The following is a 14,796-nucleotide window of genomic DNA, read 5'->3' as shown; positions in this document are numbered from 1 at the left end:
GGGACGGGGCCTCCTGCCGAGGTCTGCATGTCTTCCCACGCCCCCGCTCATCCCGTTGCCCCGGCCGATCTGGCTGCACCGTCCATCGTCGTGCACAAGTTCGGCGGCACCTCGGTGGCCGATGCCGAACGCTACCGCCATGTCGCGGGCCTGCTGCTGGCCCGTCCCGAATCGCTGCAGGTCACTGTCGTTTCGGCAATGAAGGGCGTCACTGACGCGCTGATCGAACTGGCCCAGCTGGCGGCCAAGGGCGACGAAGGCTGGCGCGAGGCCTGGCATGCGCTGCGCGCGCGTCACCGTGGCGCCGCCGTGGCCCTGCTGGGCGAGCAGGTGGGCGAGACCGTCGAATGGATCGACGCCCGCTTCGATCAACTGGCCGAAGTGCTGGCGGCGCTGGCGGTGATCGGCGAGCTGCCGCGCGAAGTACTCGACCGCGTGCAGGGCCTGGGCGAAGTATTCTCCGCGCAACTGCTTGGCACCCACCTGCGTGCCTTGGGCGAAGACTGTGCGGTACTCGATGCACGCGACGTGCTGGTGGTCGGGCATGGCGAACTGGGTGTGGATGTCGACTGGGAGTCCAGCGCGGACCGCCTGGCCAAGTGGCGCCTGCGGCATCCGCAGATGCGCCTGGTCGCCACCGGTTTCGTTGCCCGTGACCGCCATGACCGCATCACCACGCTCGGCCGCAATGGCAGCGACTATTCCGGCGCGATCTTCGCCGCGTTGTTCAATGCCGATGAACTGCACATCTGGACCGACGTCGACGGCGTGCTGTCGGCCGACCCGCGACTGGTGCCCGAAGCGGTGCAGCTGGAATCACTGAGCTACGACGAGGCCTGCGAGCTGGCTTATTTCGGCGCCAAGGTGGTGCATCCGCAGACGATGTCGCCGGCGATCCGCCTCGGCCTGCCGATCTTCATCCGCAATACCTTCCAGCCGGCGCATCCGGGGACGCGCATCAGCGCCGAGCGCTCGCCGCGCGGGCCGGTGAAGGGCCTGACCCTGAGCCCCGGGCTGTCCCTGTTGAACCTGGAAGGCACCGGCCTGATCGGCGTGCCCGGTACCGCCGAGCGCGTGTTCGCGGCGCTGCGCCAGGCGCAGGTGTCGGTGGTGATGATCTCGCAGGGTTCGTCAGAGCATTCGATCTGCTGCGTGGTGCGCGCTGCCGAAGCGGCGCGTGGCCGTGAGGCACTGCTGCACGCGTTCGCGCATGAACTGTCGGTAGGGCAGGTGCAGCGCGTGCAGGTCAGTGAGGGCGTCAGCGTGCTGGCGGCAGTGGGTGACGGCATGGCCGGCCAGCCCGGTGTTGCGGCGCGCCTGTTCGAGGCGCTGGGACGCGCGCAGGTGAACATCCTGGCGATCGCGCAGGGCTCGTCGGAGCGCAATATTTCTGTGGCGGTGGACAGTGCCGATGCCACCCGCGCATTGCGGGCCGCACATGCGGGCTTCTGGCTGTCGCCGCAGACGTTCGCGGTCGGTGTGATCGGGCCGGGCAACGTCGGCGCGGCACTGCTGGACCAGCTGCTGGCGGCCCGCCCGCAGCTGCTGGCCAAGGCCAATGTGGATCTTCGCCTGCGCGCGCTGGCCTCGCGTTCGCGCATGCGGCTGGAAGTGGATGGCCTGCACGCCGATTGGCGGGAGGCATTGCAGGACGCGGGCGAGCCCAGCGACCTGGATCGCTTCACCGAACACCTGCTGGCCGCGCACCTGCCGCATGCGGTGGTGATCGACTGCAGTGGCAGCGCCGACGTGGCCGAGCGCTATGAGGGCTGGCTGGCAGCCGGCATCCACGTGGTGACCCCGAACAAGCAGGCCGGTGCTGGCCCGCTGCCGCGCTACCAGCGCATCAGCGCTGCTGCGGCGGCCAGTGGTGCGCGCTTCCGCTACGAAGCCACGGTGGGCGCGGGCCTGCCGGTGATCACCACGCTGCGTGATCTGGTCGATACGGGCGACGAGGTGCTGGCGATCGAAGGCATCTTCTCCGGCACGCTGGCGTGGCTGTTCAACCGCTTCGACGGCAGTCAGCCGTTCTCGCAGCTGGTCGCGCAGGCGCGGTCGATGGGCTACACCGAGCCGGACCCGCGCGATGATCTTTCGGGCGTGGACGTGGCGCGCAAGCTGGTGATCCTCGCCCGCGAGGCCGGCCACGCGCTCAGCCTGGAACAGGTACAGGTGGAAAGCCTGGTGCCGGCGCTGCTGCGCGATGGCAGCGTGGATGACTTCATGGCGCGTCTGGGCGAGTCCGATGCCAGCCTGTTGCAGCGGTTGCAGGACGCGCGGGCGCGTGGCGCGGTGCTGCGCTACGTGGCACAGCTGGGCGCTGACGGTGCCTCGGTGGGCCTGCAGGAACTGCCCGCCGACCACGCCTTCGCCAACCTTCGGTTGACCGACAACGTGGTGCAGTTCCGTACCCGTCGCTACTGCGACAACCCGTTGGTGGTGCAGGGTCCGGGGGCCGGCCCGGAAGTCACCGCCGCCGGTGTGTTTGCCGACCTGCTGCGGGTCGCGGCCGGTGAAGGAGCGCGCCTGTGATCGCACGTGCGTTCGCGCCGGCCTCGGTGGCCAACGTGGCGGTGGGCTTCGACATTCTTGGCCATGCCATCGCCGGTGTTGGCGATACCGTGAGCGTGCGCCGCATCGATGAACCGCTGGTGCGCATCGAGGCGATCCGTGGCAGTGCGGTCGAGCTGCCGCTGGAGGCAGCCGGGAACACCGCCGGCGCTGCGCTGATGTCACTGCGCGAAGGCCTGGGCTTGGACTTCGGTTTCGCGGTGGAGATCGACAAGGGCATTCCGTTCGGTTCCGGCATGGGCGGTTCGGCAGCGTCATGCGTTGCTGCGCTGGTTGCCGCCAACGCGCTGCTGGATGTACCGCTGTCGCGCGAGGCGCTGTATCCGTTTGCGCTGGATGGCGAGGCGGTGGCCAGCGGTGGCCGCCACGGCGACAACGTGGGGCCGTTGCTGCTGGGTGGTTTTGCGCTGTGTACGGCCGACCGCCTGCTGCCAATTCCTGTGCCGGCGGCCTGGCACAGCCTGCTGGTGCATCCGCACGCGGTGCTGGAAACACGCCGTGCGCGCCAGGTGCTGCAGGGCAGCTACGCGCTGGGTGAATTCGTGGCACAGAGTGCGAACCTCGCGCTGGTACTCAGCGGTTGCCATCGTAGTGATGCGGCGCTGGTGCGGGCTGGATTGCGCGATGTGCTGGTCGAACCACGGCGGGCCGGCCTGATTGCAGGTTTCGAAGCAGCCCGCGATGCGGCGCTGTCGGCCCATGCAATGGGTGCGGGCATCTCCGGTGCCGGACCCAGCGTGTTCGCTTGGTTCGAGGACGCCGACCAGGCCCGCGCCGCTGCCGCACCGGTGCAGGCGGCATTTGCCGCCGCCGGTTTCGACAGCGATGCCTGGGTGTCGCCGCTGGATGCACCGGGAGCCCGCTTGTGCTGAATCCTTCCCCATTACTGGATACCGAACCCATGCAATTTGTTTCGACCCGGGGTCAGTCCCCGGCCGTTGGCCTCAGTGCGGCGATCGCTGCAGGATTGGCGCCCGATGGAGGGCTGTATGTTCCGCAGGTGCTGCCGGCGCCACGTGAGCTGCGGGCCGGCGCAACGCTGGCCGATACCGCCGCCGATCTGCTGGCACCGTTCTTTTCCGGCGACGCGCTGGAGTCTGCGTTGCCGTCGATCTGCCGGGAAGCGTTCGACTTTCAGGTTCCGCTGCGTGCACTGGGCGGCGGTGACCATGTGCTGGAGCTGTTCCATGGGCCGACGGCGGCGTTCAAGGATATCGGTGCGCGCTTCCTGGCCGGAACACTGTCGCGGCTGCAGGCCGGCAAGGACCGCGATCTGACGATTGTTGTCGCCACGTCTGGCGATACCGGCGCCGCCGTTGCTGCGGCCTTCCATCGCCAGCCCGGCGTGCGCGTGGTAGTGCTGTATCCGGATGGCCGCGTGTCACCGCGCCAGGCGCATCAGCTCGGTTGTTTCGGCGACAACATCCAGGCGCTGCGCGTGGCCGGTGCCTTCGACGATTGCCAGGCGATGGTCAAGCAGGCACTGGCTGACCGCGAACTGCAGGCGCAGGTGCCGCTGAGTTCGGCCAACAGCATCAGCCTCGGCCGCCTGCTGCCGCAGATGAGTTATTACGCGCATGCGGCGTTGTCCCATTACGCGACACATCGTCGTCGGCTCAACCTGGTGGTGCCGACCGGCAACCTTGGCAATGCGATGGCGGCCGTGCTGGCGCGCGCGCTGGGCGTGCCGATCGGGCAGATCGTGCTGGCCACCAATGCCAATGCGGTACTGCCGGCGTACTTCAATGGTGGCGACTACCAGCCGCAGGCCAGCGTGGCCACCGTGGCCAATGCAATGGACGTAGGGGCGCCCAGCAACTTTGAACGCCTGCGCTGGCTTTACCTCGGAGATGACGCCGAGCTGCGCGCTGCGTTCCGCGCGTTCGCGGTGGATGACGTGACCATCCGCGCGACGATTGCGGCGGCGCACGCCAGCAACGGCGAACTGTTCTGCCCGCATACGGCCACAGCGGTGAAGGTGCTGCAGGACCTGCGCGCGCGCGGCGCCAAGGGCGACTGGGCGGTGGTGGCTACCGCACATCCGGCCAAGTTCGAGGCAGTGGTGGAGCCGTTGATTGGCGAATCAGTGGCCGTGCCGCCGGCGCTGGATGCGTTGCTGCAGCGGCCCGCGCACGCGGAACCGTTGGCCGCGGAGTATGCGGCGCTGCGCGAGGTGTTGCTGCGTTGATCGAAGGCATCTGGGGTTGCCGGCCAGCGTGCGCAACCCGTCCTCGTCGAGGATCTCCACCACGTTCAGGTGGGGCAGGGCGATCAACCCCTGCTGGCGCAGCTTGGTGAAGGTACGGCTGACCGTTTCCATGGTCAGGCCCAGATGGTCGGCGATGTCGCCACGCCCCATTGGCAGCGAGACGCGCAGGCCATCGCCACCCAGCTTGGCCTCGCGCGCGGCCAGGCGCAGCAGGAAGTCGGCCACTTTCTCGGCCGGCTGCAGCCGCGCCAGTGCCAGCGCGGCATCCTGCGCGGCGTCCAGCTCCTGGCAGGCACGCTGCAGCAGCTTGCGTTCCAGGTGCGGGAAACGGCTGCGAAGCGCCTTCATCTGCGGCAGCGCGACACGGCATACGCGGCTGTCTGCGATGGCCTCGATATCGTAGCGGTGGTGGTCACTGCCGCTCAGGCCCAGGTAGTCGCCGGGAAGCACGAAGCCATTGATCTGGCGGCGGCCATCGGCCAGGGTGCGCACCAGGCGCAGGGCGCCGCCGGTCAATGTATAGACATGGTCGCGCTCTTCGCCGGTGCGGGCCAGGGTACTGCCCATGCTGACCTGCTGGGAAACGGTGACCTGTTCCAGTGCCTGCACTTCATCGGGCGACAGCGCCGAGCACACCGCAAGGTGGCGAACCGAGCAGTGCAGGCAGTCCAGCGTGTTGCAGGACGGCGAGGCGGGATCGTTGGTGGCGGGCGGAGCGCCGGAAGGCCGTGACATGTTGCGGGGGCGTATCGCGGGCGGGGAGGGCCTTATGATACTTCAAGCGGCCGTTCGACCCTGCCCGAGGCGGGGGCGCTAGAATGTCGCCCCCTCCCACGTCCCGTTCCAGCAGGAGTTCCGCCCGTGATCAAGCCCCGTACCCCGCCCGGCACCCTTGAACTGCTGCCGCGCGAGCAGATTGCGTTCCAGCGCATGCTGGACGTCATCCGCCGCAACTACGAGCGCTTCGGGTTCCTGCCGGTGGAGACGCCGGTGTTCGAGCTGTCCGACGTGCTGCTGACCAAGTCCGGTGGCGAGACCGAGCGCCAGGTGTATTTCGTGCAGTCCACCGGTGCGCTGGCCAACGCCGCCGAATCGGGTGACCGTTCGCTGCCGGAAATGGCGCTGCGCTTCGACCTGACCGTGCCGCTGGCGCGCTACGTGGCCGAGCACGAGCATGAACTGACCTTCCCGTTCCGTCGCTACCAGATGCAGCGGGTGTACCGCGGCGAGCGCGCCCAACGCGGCCGCTTCCGTGAGTTCTACCAGTGCGACATCGACGTGATCGGCAAGGACAGCCTGAGCGTGCGATACGACGCCGAAGTGCTGGCGGTCATCCACGCGGTGTTCTCGGAACTGCGCATCGGTGACTTCAGCATCCAGCTGAACAACCGCAAGCTGATGCGTGGCTTCTTCGAGAGCCTGGGCGTGGCCGAGGGCGAGCGCCAGCTGGCAGTGCTGCGCGAAGTGGACAAGCTGGACAAGCGCGGCGCCGATTACGTGCGCGAGACGCTGGTGGGCGAGGGCTTCGAGATTCCGGCCGAGCAGGTCGAGAAGATCCTGGCGTTCGTGGCCGTGCGTTCGCAGGGCCATGCCGATGCACTGGCGCAGCTGGCCACGCTTGAAGCCGACGCCGGTTCTTCGGAGATCCTGCGTACCGGCGTCGCCGAACTGCGCGAAGTGCTGCAGCTGGTGCAGGCGCTGGGCGTGCCGGAAACCGCGTACTGCCTGAATTTCTCCATTGCGCGCGGCCTGGACTACTACACCGGCACCGTCTACGAGACCACGCTGACCGACCACCCGCAGATCGGTTCGATCTGCTCGGGCGGCCGCTACGAAGACCTGGCCAGCCACTACAGCAAGTCGAAGCTGCCGGGCGTGGGCATCTCCATCGGCCTGTCGCGCCTGTTCTGGCAGCTGCGCGAAGCCGGCCTGATCGATGGCATCGAGGGCAGCAGCGTGCAGGCGCTGGTGGCGCTGATGGACGAGCAGGGCATGCCGCAGTCGCTGGACATCGCGCGCCGCCTGCGCGCCGGTGGCATCAACACCGAAGTGCAGATGGAGCCGAAGAAGATCGGCAAGCAGTTCCAGTACGCCGCCAAGGCCGGTATCCGCTTCGTGGTGCTGGCCGGTGAGGACGAGCTGGCGCGCGGCGTGGTGGCAGTGAAGGACCTGCTGCGCGAGCAGCAGTTCGAAGTCTCCCGTGACGAGTTGGCCAGCACCCTGCAGGTCGAGCTGGAGCAGTCGAAGGTGATGTAACGGCCCCTGGCAGCATGCAGCGCTTCAACGAAACGCCCACCAACCGGTGGGCGTTTTCGTTTCCGGGCCTCGTTCCGGGGTCAGGGCCGTTTTCCTCTGGAAAACAGATCCGACCCCGGCAGTCCCGACAGCTCGTGACCACCTGTCGAGGGCGGGGTCGGTCCGGAACCCAGCTGTGCCGATGCTCCGGCCTCTGCGGGTGCGGGTGCAGGGCAGCAGCCCTGCCGCACCCTCAACCCTCGATTTGACGCACTGCGCAAGAATGCGCTAATGTACTAACGCGCTATTACATTGATGCATGGAAACGACCCCGTGAAAGCCCGCCCCGAAATTGCCGCCAAAGACCCGAAGGCCGACCTTGAAGCCCTGGCCCGGGCCTTTGCCGCCCTGCGCGAGCCGGAACAGGTCGAGGCCTTCCTGCGCGATCTATGCACACCTGCCGAGCTGGAAGCCATGGCTGACCGCTGGAAGGTGGTGCCGCTGCTGCAGCAGGGCGTGCCGTATCGCGAGATCCACGAGCGCACCGGGGTCAGCGTGACCACCACCGGACGGGTGGCACGCACCCTTGAGCATGGCCATCGAGGCTATGCCGCCGCCATCGACCGCCTTGCCTCGCGCTGATCCGCGCCCCGTTCCGAACTTCGAGACCTCCCCCATGAGTGCAACCCAGGCAGCGCCGGCACGAGACCGGCTGCGTATCGCCATCCAGAAGAGTGGCCGGCTGGCCGAACCCGCGCGCAACCTACTCAGCGCCTGCGGCCTGAGCTGGCGCGAGAGCCGCGACAAGCTGTTCTGCTACGGCGAATCGCTGCCGGTGGACCTGCTGCTGGTGCGCGACGACGACATCCCCGGCCTGATCGCCGACGGCGTCTGCGACCTCGGCATCGTCGGTCGCAACGAGCTGGACGAGCAGGCCGCGGCACGTCGCCAGGTCGGCCTGCCGGATGCCTACCAGGCGCTGCGCGGGCTGGGCTTCGGCCAGTGCCGGCTGATGCTGGCGGTGCCGGAGGAGTGGCAATGGCAGGGTCCGGCGCAGCTGGCCGGCACCCGCATCGCCACCAGCTACCCGGCCATCCTCAAGCAGTGGCTGGCCGAGCAGGGTGTGGATGCACAGGTGGTCGAGCTGTCCGGATCGGTGGAAATCGCCCCGCGACTGGGTACCGCCGACCTGATCTGCGACCTCGTCTCCAGCGGCGCCACGCTGCGCGCCAACCAGCTGACCCCGGTGCACAACCTGCTCGACAGCGAGGCGGTGCTGGCGGGTGCGGTGCGCGTGCCGGATGATGCGCGTGCATCGCTGCGCGCGATGCTGCTGCGCCGCCTCGATGGCGTGGTACAGCGGCAGGACCGCAAGCTGCTGATGTTCCGCGCCAGCGAGGATCGCGTCGACGCGCTGTCGCAGCTGCTGGCCGATGCCGAGCCGCTGGTGCGGCTGCCGGCCGATGGCGGCGCGCTGCGCCTGCAGACCATGTGCCCCGGCCCGCTGAGCTGGCAGCGCATGGAAGAACTCGAGCGCGCTGGCGCGCAGGGCCTGATGGTGTTGAGCGTGGAGCGGTCGCTGGCATGAACCGTCTGATCTGGTCCCGACTTGATGAGACCGCGCGCAGCGCGGCGCTGACCCGCCCGGTGCAGACCGTGGCGCAGCAGACCCGCGACGCGGTGGCGACGCTGATTGCACAGGTGCGCACACAGGGCGACGACGCGCTGCGCGCGATCACCGCACGTTTCGACGGTGTCGAGCTGCGATCGTTCGAAGTGAGCGAAGCCGAGTTCGCAGCGGCCGATGCCGCCGTCCCCGCCGAACTGCGCCAGGCGATGGTCGAAGCTGCCGAACGCATCGCCCGCTTCCACGCCGCCGGCGTGGTTACGGGGTATGCGGTGGAAACCGCGCCGGGCGTGGTCTGCGAACGCATGCTGCGGCCGATCGGCCGCGTCGGCCTGTACGTGCCGGCCGGCAGCGCACCGCTGCCGTCCACCGCGTTGATGCTGGGCGTGCCCGCGCAGCTGGCCGGCTGCCCGCAGGTGGTGCTGTGCACGCCGCCACGCGCCGACGGCACGGCCGATCCTGCGGTGCTGGTGGCCGCACGCCTGACCGGCGTGCAGCGCGTGTTCAAGCTGGGCGGCGCCCAGGCCATCGCTGCGATGGCTTACGGCACCGCCAGCATTCCGGCCTGTGACAAGCTGTTCGGGCCGGGCAACAGCTTCGTGACCGAAGCCAAGCAGCAGGTCGCACAGGACGGCGCCGCCGCCATCGACATGCCGGCCGGTCCCTCCGAAGTGCTGGTGATTGCCGATGCAGGTGCAAACCCGGCGTTCGTCGCAGCCGACCTGCTATCGCAGGCCGAGCACGGCCCGGATTCGCAGGTGCTGCTGCTGACCGACGATGCCGCGATGCTGGCGGCGGTCGAGGCCGAAGTCGAGCGCCAGGTGGCCTTGCTGCCGCGCCAGCAGATCGCACGCCAGGCGCTGTCGGCCTCGCGGCTGATCCAGGTCGATTCGTTGGACGAAGCCTTCGCGATCAGCAACCGCTATGCGCCGGAGCACCTGATCCTGGCGCTGCGTGATGCGCGCGCGTGGCTGGACAAGGTGCAGGCGGCCGGCTCGGTGTTCCTGGGGGATTACACGCCCGAAGCACTGGGCGACTACTGCAGCGGCACCAACCACGTGCTGCCGACCGCCGGTGCCGCGCGTGCCTACAGTGGCGTCAGCGTCGCCAGCTTCCAGAACCTGATCAGCGTGCAGAGCGCCAGCGCCGCGGGATTGGCGGCAATCGGCGGCTGCGCGCGCATCATCGCCAGTGCCGAAGGCCTGGATGCGCATGAGCGTGCGGTTGCCCTGCGCATGGAGGTGGCAGCATGAGCACGGCGATCGAAGATGTGCTGGCGCTGGTGCGCCCGGACCTGCAGGCGTTCGCCGGTTACAGTTCGGCGCGCAGTGCGGCGGTGCAGGGCGAGGTCTGGTTGAACGCCAATGAATCGGCCTGGGCCAATCCCGCTGATGCCGCGGGCAGCAGCCGGCGCTATCCCGAACCGCAGCCGTTGGCATTGCGTGAGGGACTGGCGGCGATGTACGGCGTGACGCCACAGCAGCTGCTGATCGGTCGCGGCAGCGACGAAGCCATTGATCTGCTGGTGCGCGCGCTGTGCGTGCCGGGTCGCGATGGCGTGCTGGTCACGCCGCCGGTGTTTGGCATGTACGCCGTCTGCGCACGCCTGCAGGGTGCCGCCTTGATTGAAGTGCCGCTGGTGGACAGCGAGGATGGACTGCGCACCGATCTGGATGCGGTGATCGACGCGGCCAAGGCGCAGGGTGCCAAGCTGGTGTTCCTGTGTGCGCCGTCGAACCCGGCCGGCAGTGACATCGCCCTGGATGAGGTCGAGCGCGTGGCGGTTGCGCTGCGCGGGCAGGCGCTGGTCGTGGTGGACGAGGCCTATGTCGAGTATGCACAACGGCCGTCGGCGACCACGTTGCTGGCCGCGCACGCCAATCTGGCGGTGCTGCGCACGCTGTCGAAGGCGCACGCGCTCGCGGCCGCCCGCGTTGGCACGCTGATCGCTGCCTCGGAGCTGATTGCCCTGCTTCGTCGCTGCCAGGCGCCGTACCCGGTGCCGACGCCGTGCGCGGAACTGGCCGTGCAGGCACTGCAGCCGGCCGCGCTGGCGCGCACCGCCGAGCGCGTGGCCACGGTCATCGCTGAACGCGAGCGCCTGCGAACGGCACTGGCCAGCCTGCCCGGTGTACGCCGGGTGTATGCCTCGTCCGGCAACTACCTGCTGGTCCGCTTCGCCGATGCGCAGGCGGCGTTCGACACGTTGCTGAATGCCGGTGTGGTGGTGCGCGACCAGCGCGCCGCGCCGCAGCTGGGTGATGCATTGCGCATCAGCATCGGCAGTCCCGAAGAGAATGACCGCGTGCTTGCGGCCCTGTCGGCGCGGAGGGCCGCAGCATGACCCCGATCCTGTTCATCGACCGCGACGGCACCCTCATCGAGGAGCCGTCCGATTTCCAGATCGATGCCTACGAGAAGCTGCGCTTCGTGCCGCAGGTGATCCCGGCGCTGCTGAAGCTGCGGGATGCCGGCTACCAGTTCGTGATCGTCACCAACCAGGATGGCCTCGGCAGCGACAGCTACCCGCGCGCCAGCTTCGATGGCCCCAACGAGCTGATGCTGCAGATCTTCGAGAGCCAGGGCATCACCTTCCGTGACGTACTGATCGATTGCAGTTGGCCCCAGGACAATGCGCCGACCCGCAAGCCGGGCATCGGCCTGATGACCGCCTACCTGCAGGACCGCAGCATCGACTGGGCGCGTTCGGGCATGGTGGGTGACCGCATCACCGACCTGCAGTTCGCTGACAACCTCAACATCCGCGGTTTCCAGCTGCGCACCGAGCAGTTCGGGGGCGAGTGGGACTGGCCGGGCATCGCCCATGCGCTGGCCGACGCGCCGCGCACCGCCGTTGTCCAGCGCAACACCAAAGAAACGAAGATCCGCGTTGAGCTGGACCTGGACCGCGCGGGCGATGCACGCATTGCCACCGGCCTGCCGTTCTTCGACCACATGCTGGAGCAGATCGGCAAGCACGGCGGCTTCGCGCTGGACATCCAGGCCGAGGGTGACCTGCACATCGACGAGCACCACACCATCGAGGACACCGGGCTGGCCCTGGGCCAGGCCCTGCGCGAGGCGTTGGGCGACAAGCGCGGCATTGGCCGCTACGGCTTCACCCTGCCGATGGACGAGACGCTGGCCAGCGCCGCACTGGATTTCAGCGGCCGCCCCTACTTCGTGTTCGAGGGCGAGTTCAAGCGCGAGCGCGTGGGCGATATGCCGACCGAGCTGGTGCCGCATTTCTTCCGCTCGCTGTGCGATGCCAGCGGCCTGAACCTCAACCTGCAGGTACGCGGCGACAACGATCACCACAAGGTGGAGGCCTGCTTCAAGGCGCTGGCGCGCGCGCTGCGTCCGGCGCTGGCCCGGCAGGGCACGGCACTGCCGAGTACCAAGGGGGCGTTGTGAGCGATGTTGCGCTGATCGATGCCGGTGGCGCCAACCTGGGCTCGGTGCGCTACGCACTGGAGCGCCTGGGCGCGACGGTGCGGCTGGTGCGCGATGCGGACGGCCTGGTTGGTGCGCGGCGGGTGATCCTGCCCGGCGTCGGCGCCGCCGGTCCCGGCATGCAGCGCCTGCACGCTCAGGGCCTGGTGGAACCGCTGCAGCGACTGGAGGTGCCGTTGATGGGCATCTGCCTGGGCATGCAGCTGCTGTTCGAACGCTCCGAGGAAGCGGGCGTAGAGACACTGGGACTGATTCCGGGCGTGGTACGCAAGCTGGTGCCGGCCTGTGGCATCCGCGTGCCGCACATGGGCTGGAACCGCCTGCTGCCGCTGCGCGAATCGCTGCTGCTGCGCGGCGTGCCGGAGCGTGCCAGCGCCTACTTCGTGCACAGCTACGCCGCGCCCCTCAATACCCACACCGTCGCTGCCTGCGACCACGGCGGCCTGTTCACTGCCGTGGTGGAGCAGGGGCGTTACTACGGCGCACAGTTCCACCCCGAGCGCTCCGGCGAGACCGGCTCGCTGATGCTGCGCAATTTTCTCGAGGGCACTGCTGCATGAGTTTCATCGTCTACCCCGCGCTGGATATCCGCGACGGCCGCGTGGTGCGGCTGCGCCAGGGCGACTACGCGCAGGAAACCTCGTATGGCGACGATCCGTTGCCACGCGCGCAGGCCTTCGCCGCGCAGGGTGCGCAGTGGATGCATCTGGTCGATCTGGACGCTGCGCGCGCCGGTGGCTATACGCTGGCGCCGCTACTGTCGTCGATCCGCGCGCAGACATCGCTGCAGGTGCAGACCGGCGGTGGCGTGCGCGGCCGCGACGATGTGGCGCGCATCCTCGATGCCGGCGCCGGTCGCGTGGTGGTCGGCTCGCTGGCGGTGCGTCGCCCCGATGAAGTGGTCGGCTGGCTGGAGGAATTCGGCGCCGAGCGCATCACGATTGCGCTGGACGCGCGCCAGGACGCACAGGGGCAGTGGCAGCTGCCGGTGCACGGCTGGACCGAGAACGCCGGGGTGACCCTGGATGAGCTGGCTCAGCGCTACGCGCGCGCCGGCATGCGCCACCTGCTGTGTACCGACATCGCCCGGGACGGCATGCTGGCCGGGCCCAACATCTGCCTCTACCGGCACTTGTCGGGGTTGCTGCCGGGGGTGGCGGTGCAGGCCTCCGGAGGCATCCGCGACGTGGCCGATGTGGCCGAGGCGCGTGCCGCCGGCTGTGGCGGTGCGATCCTCGGCAAGGCACTGCTGGAGCAGCGCATGGACCTGGCGGAGGCGCTGGCATGTTGAGCCGCCGCATCATTCCCTGCCTGGACGTGCGCGATGGCCGCGTGGTCAAGGGCGTGCGCTTCCGCGACCACGTCGACATGGGCGACATCGCCGAGTTGGCGCAGCGCTATCGCGACCAGGGGGCGGACGAGCTGGTGTTCTATGACATCGGCGCCAGCCCCGAGGCGCGTTCGGTCGACGTGGCGTGGATCGAGCGCATCGCGCGGCTGATCGACATTCCGTTCTGCGTGGCCGGTGGCATCGACAGCGTGGAGACCGCGCGCCGCGTGCTGTTTGCCGGTGCCGACAAGGTGTCGATCAACTCGCCGGCGCTGGGGCGCCCGGAGCTGATCACCGAGCTGGCGGACGAGTTCGGCGTGCAGTGCGTGGTGGTCGGTGTCGACTCGGTACGCGAAGCGGATGGCCAGTGGCGGGTGCGGCGTTTCAGCGGCGACCCGGACAAGACCCAGGCGGTGCCGCTGCGCACCCTGGACTGGATTGTCGAGGCGCAACGGCGGGGCGCCGGTGAGATCGTGCTGAACTGCATGGACAGCGATGGCGTACGCCGTGGCTACGATGTCGTGCAGCTGCAGCAGGCGAGGGCCCTGTGCCAGGTGCCGCTGATCGCCTCCGGCGGTGCGGGTGCGATGGCGCACTTCGCCGAAGCCTTCGACCAGGCCGACGTCGACGGCGCGCTGGCCGCCAGCGTGTTCCACAGCGGCGCCATCGCCATTCCAGAATTGAAGCGCTACCTGCGCGGACAGCAGATCGAGGTGCGGGATGTCTATTGAAGTCAGGCCGTCGTTGGACGCATTGCAGGCGCTGGATTGGGCCAAGGGTGACGGCCTGCTGCCGGCGGTGGTTCAGGATGCCGATACCCTGCAGGTACTGATGCTGGGCTATGTGAGTGCCGAATCGCTGGCGGCCACGCTGGCCATCGGCCACATGACCTTCTTCAGCCGCAGCAAGCAGCGGTTGTGGACCAAGGGCGAGCAGTCCGGCAACGTGCTGGTGGTGCAGTCGATCAGCGTCGACTGCGATGCCGATACTTTGCTGATGATGGCACGGCCGGCGGGGCCAACCTGCCACACCGGTGCAGAGAGCTGCTTCGACCAGGCGCCGAAGGATTTCCTGGGCGGGCTGGGCCAGCTGGTGGCGATGCGTGAGGCGCAGCGTCCGCCGGGCAGCTATACGACCAGCCTGTTCGAGGGCGGCATCCGCCGTATCGCGCAGAAGGTGGGCGAGGAGGGCGTGGAGACCGCCCTGGCGGCGGTGGCGCAGGATGACGAAGCGCTGCTCGGCGAGGCTTCGGACCTGCTGTATCACCTGCTGGTGCTGCTGCGCGCGCGTGGCTTGTCGCTGGATGATGCGCGCGCGGTACTGGAAAAACGCCATCGTTGAAGTGGGGTAGTGCCGGCCGCTGGCCGGCAA

13 protein-coding genes and 1 pseudogene are annotated in these 14,796 nt (G+C 68.7%); 13 read left to right on the top strand and 1 reads right to left on the bottom strand.

What is annotated here, in order from left to right:
* The first annotated feature begins 27 nt into the window (after positions 1–27).
* The 3 genes from thrA to thrC are packed head-to-tail and all read left to right on the top strand — an operon-like array spanning position 28 to position 4,759.
* A complete protein-coding gene (gene thrA, locus O0K41_RS05445) occupies positions 28–2,532 on the top strand; it encodes a bifunctional aspartate kinase/homoserine dehydrogenase I (RefSeq protein ID WP_164222125.1) in 2,505 nt (834 codons plus the stop codon).
* Entirely contained in the window at positions 2,529–3,443 is a 915-nt protein-coding gene (locus tag O0K41_RS05440) for a homoserine kinase (RefSeq protein WP_049449584.1), read from the top strand. The genes thrA and O0K41_RS05440 overlap by 4 nt, the downstream gene beginning before the upstream one ends.
* 29 nt (positions 3,444–3,472) lie before the next feature.
* Positions 3,473–4,759 (top strand): threonine synthase, encoded by a 1,287-nt coding sequence (gene thrC, locus O0K41_RS05435; RefSeq protein ID WP_049449581.1) that lies wholly within the window; start codon positions 3,473–3,475, stop codon positions 4,757–4,759.
* An 18-nt stretch (positions 4,760–4,777) separates the two neighbouring features.
* Here the strand turns inward: thrC and O0K41_RS05430 are convergent.
* A pseudogene (locus O0K41_RS05430) lies at positions 4,778–5,515 on the bottom strand (helix-turn-helix domain-containing protein); the annotation flags it as partial.
* Positions 5,516–5,641: 126 nt separating this feature from the next.
* On the opposite strand from O0K41_RS05430, the gene hisS reads away from it, so the two are divergent.
* The 10 genes from hisS to hisIE all read left to right on the top strand — a co-directional run bounded on the left by hisS (position 5,642) and on the right by hisIE (position 14,766).
* Positions 5,642–7,036, top strand: coding sequence for a histidine--tRNA ligase (gene hisS / locus O0K41_RS05425; protein ID WP_005413164.1), 1,395 nt, complete (start codon positions 5,642–5,644; stop codon positions 7,034–7,036).
* A 312-nt stretch (positions 7,037–7,348) separates the two neighbouring features.
* On the top strand, positions 7,349–7,657 hold the full coding sequence (locus O0K41_RS05420) for a YerC/YecD family TrpR-related protein (protein WP_005416326.1): 309 nt from the start codon (positions 7,349–7,351) through the stop codon (positions 7,655–7,657).
* A gap of 34 nt (positions 7,658–7,691) precedes the next feature.
* Complete coding sequence (gene hisG / locus O0K41_RS05415) at positions 7,692–8,603, top strand: ATP phosphoribosyltransferase (RefSeq protein ID WP_088436200.1); 912 nt, start codon at positions 7,692–7,694, stop codon at positions 8,601–8,603.
* On the top strand, positions 8,600–9,895 hold the full coding sequence (hisD, locus tag O0K41_RS05410) for a histidinol dehydrogenase (RefSeq protein ID WP_164222123.1): 1,296 nt from the start codon (positions 8,600–8,602) through the stop codon (positions 9,893–9,895). The genes hisG and hisD overlap by 4 nt, the downstream gene beginning before the upstream one ends.
* Positions 9,892–10,986 carry a histidinol-phosphate transaminase gene (gene hisC / locus O0K41_RS05405; protein WP_049449718.1) on the top strand — a complete coding sequence of 365 codons (1,095 nt, stop codon included), beginning with the start codon at positions 9,892–9,894 and terminating at the stop codon, positions 10,984–10,986. Before hisD ends, hisC begins: the two co-directional genes overlap by 4 nt.
* On the top strand, positions 10,983–12,056 hold the full coding sequence (gene hisB, locus O0K41_RS05400) for a bifunctional histidinol-phosphatase/imidazoleglycerol-phosphate dehydratase HisB (protein ID WP_149500987.1): 1,074 nt from the start codon (positions 10,983–10,985) through the stop codon (positions 12,054–12,056). The genes hisC and hisB overlap by 4 nt, the downstream gene beginning before the upstream one ends.
* Complete coding sequence (gene hisH, locus O0K41_RS05395; RefSeq protein WP_058982384.1) at positions 12,053–12,655, top strand: imidazole glycerol phosphate synthase subunit HisH; 603 nt, start codon at positions 12,053–12,055, stop codon at positions 12,653–12,655. Before hisB ends, hisH begins: the two co-directional genes overlap by 4 nt.
* Positions 12,652–13,386, top strand: coding sequence for a 1-(5-phosphoribosyl)-5-[(5-phosphoribosylamino)methylideneamino]imidazole-4-carboxamide isomerase (gene hisA / locus O0K41_RS05390; RefSeq protein WP_049395190.1), 735 nt, complete (start codon positions 12,652–12,654; stop codon positions 13,384–13,386). Before hisH ends, hisA begins: the two co-directional genes overlap by 4 nt.
* Positions 13,380–14,156: an imidazole glycerol phosphate synthase subunit HisF gene (gene hisF / locus O0K41_RS05385; RefSeq protein ID WP_088436202.1), complete on the top strand. Its 777-nt coding sequence runs from the start codon at positions 13,380–13,382 to the stop codon at positions 14,154–14,156. The genes hisA and hisF overlap by 7 nt, the downstream gene beginning before the upstream one ends.
* Positions 14,146–14,766 (top strand): bifunctional phosphoribosyl-AMP cyclohydrolase/phosphoribosyl-ATP diphosphatase HisIE, encoded by a 621-nt coding sequence (gene hisIE / locus O0K41_RS05380; RefSeq protein WP_088436203.1) that lies wholly within the window; start codon positions 14,146–14,148, stop codon positions 14,764–14,766. The genes hisF and hisIE overlap by 11 nt, the downstream gene beginning before the upstream one ends.
* Positions 14,767–14,796: the final 30 nt, after the last annotated feature.

The sequence above is a fragment of the Stenotrophomonas sp. Sm2128 genome (genome assembly GCF_030985535.1).
Taxonomy (GTDB): domain Bacteria; phylum Pseudomonadota; class Gammaproteobacteria; order Xanthomonadales; family Xanthomonadaceae; genus Stenotrophomonas; species Stenotrophomonas maltophilia.
Note: the sequence above shows the minus strand (reverse complement) of the source record. Positions and strands in the feature narration are given on the sequence as shown.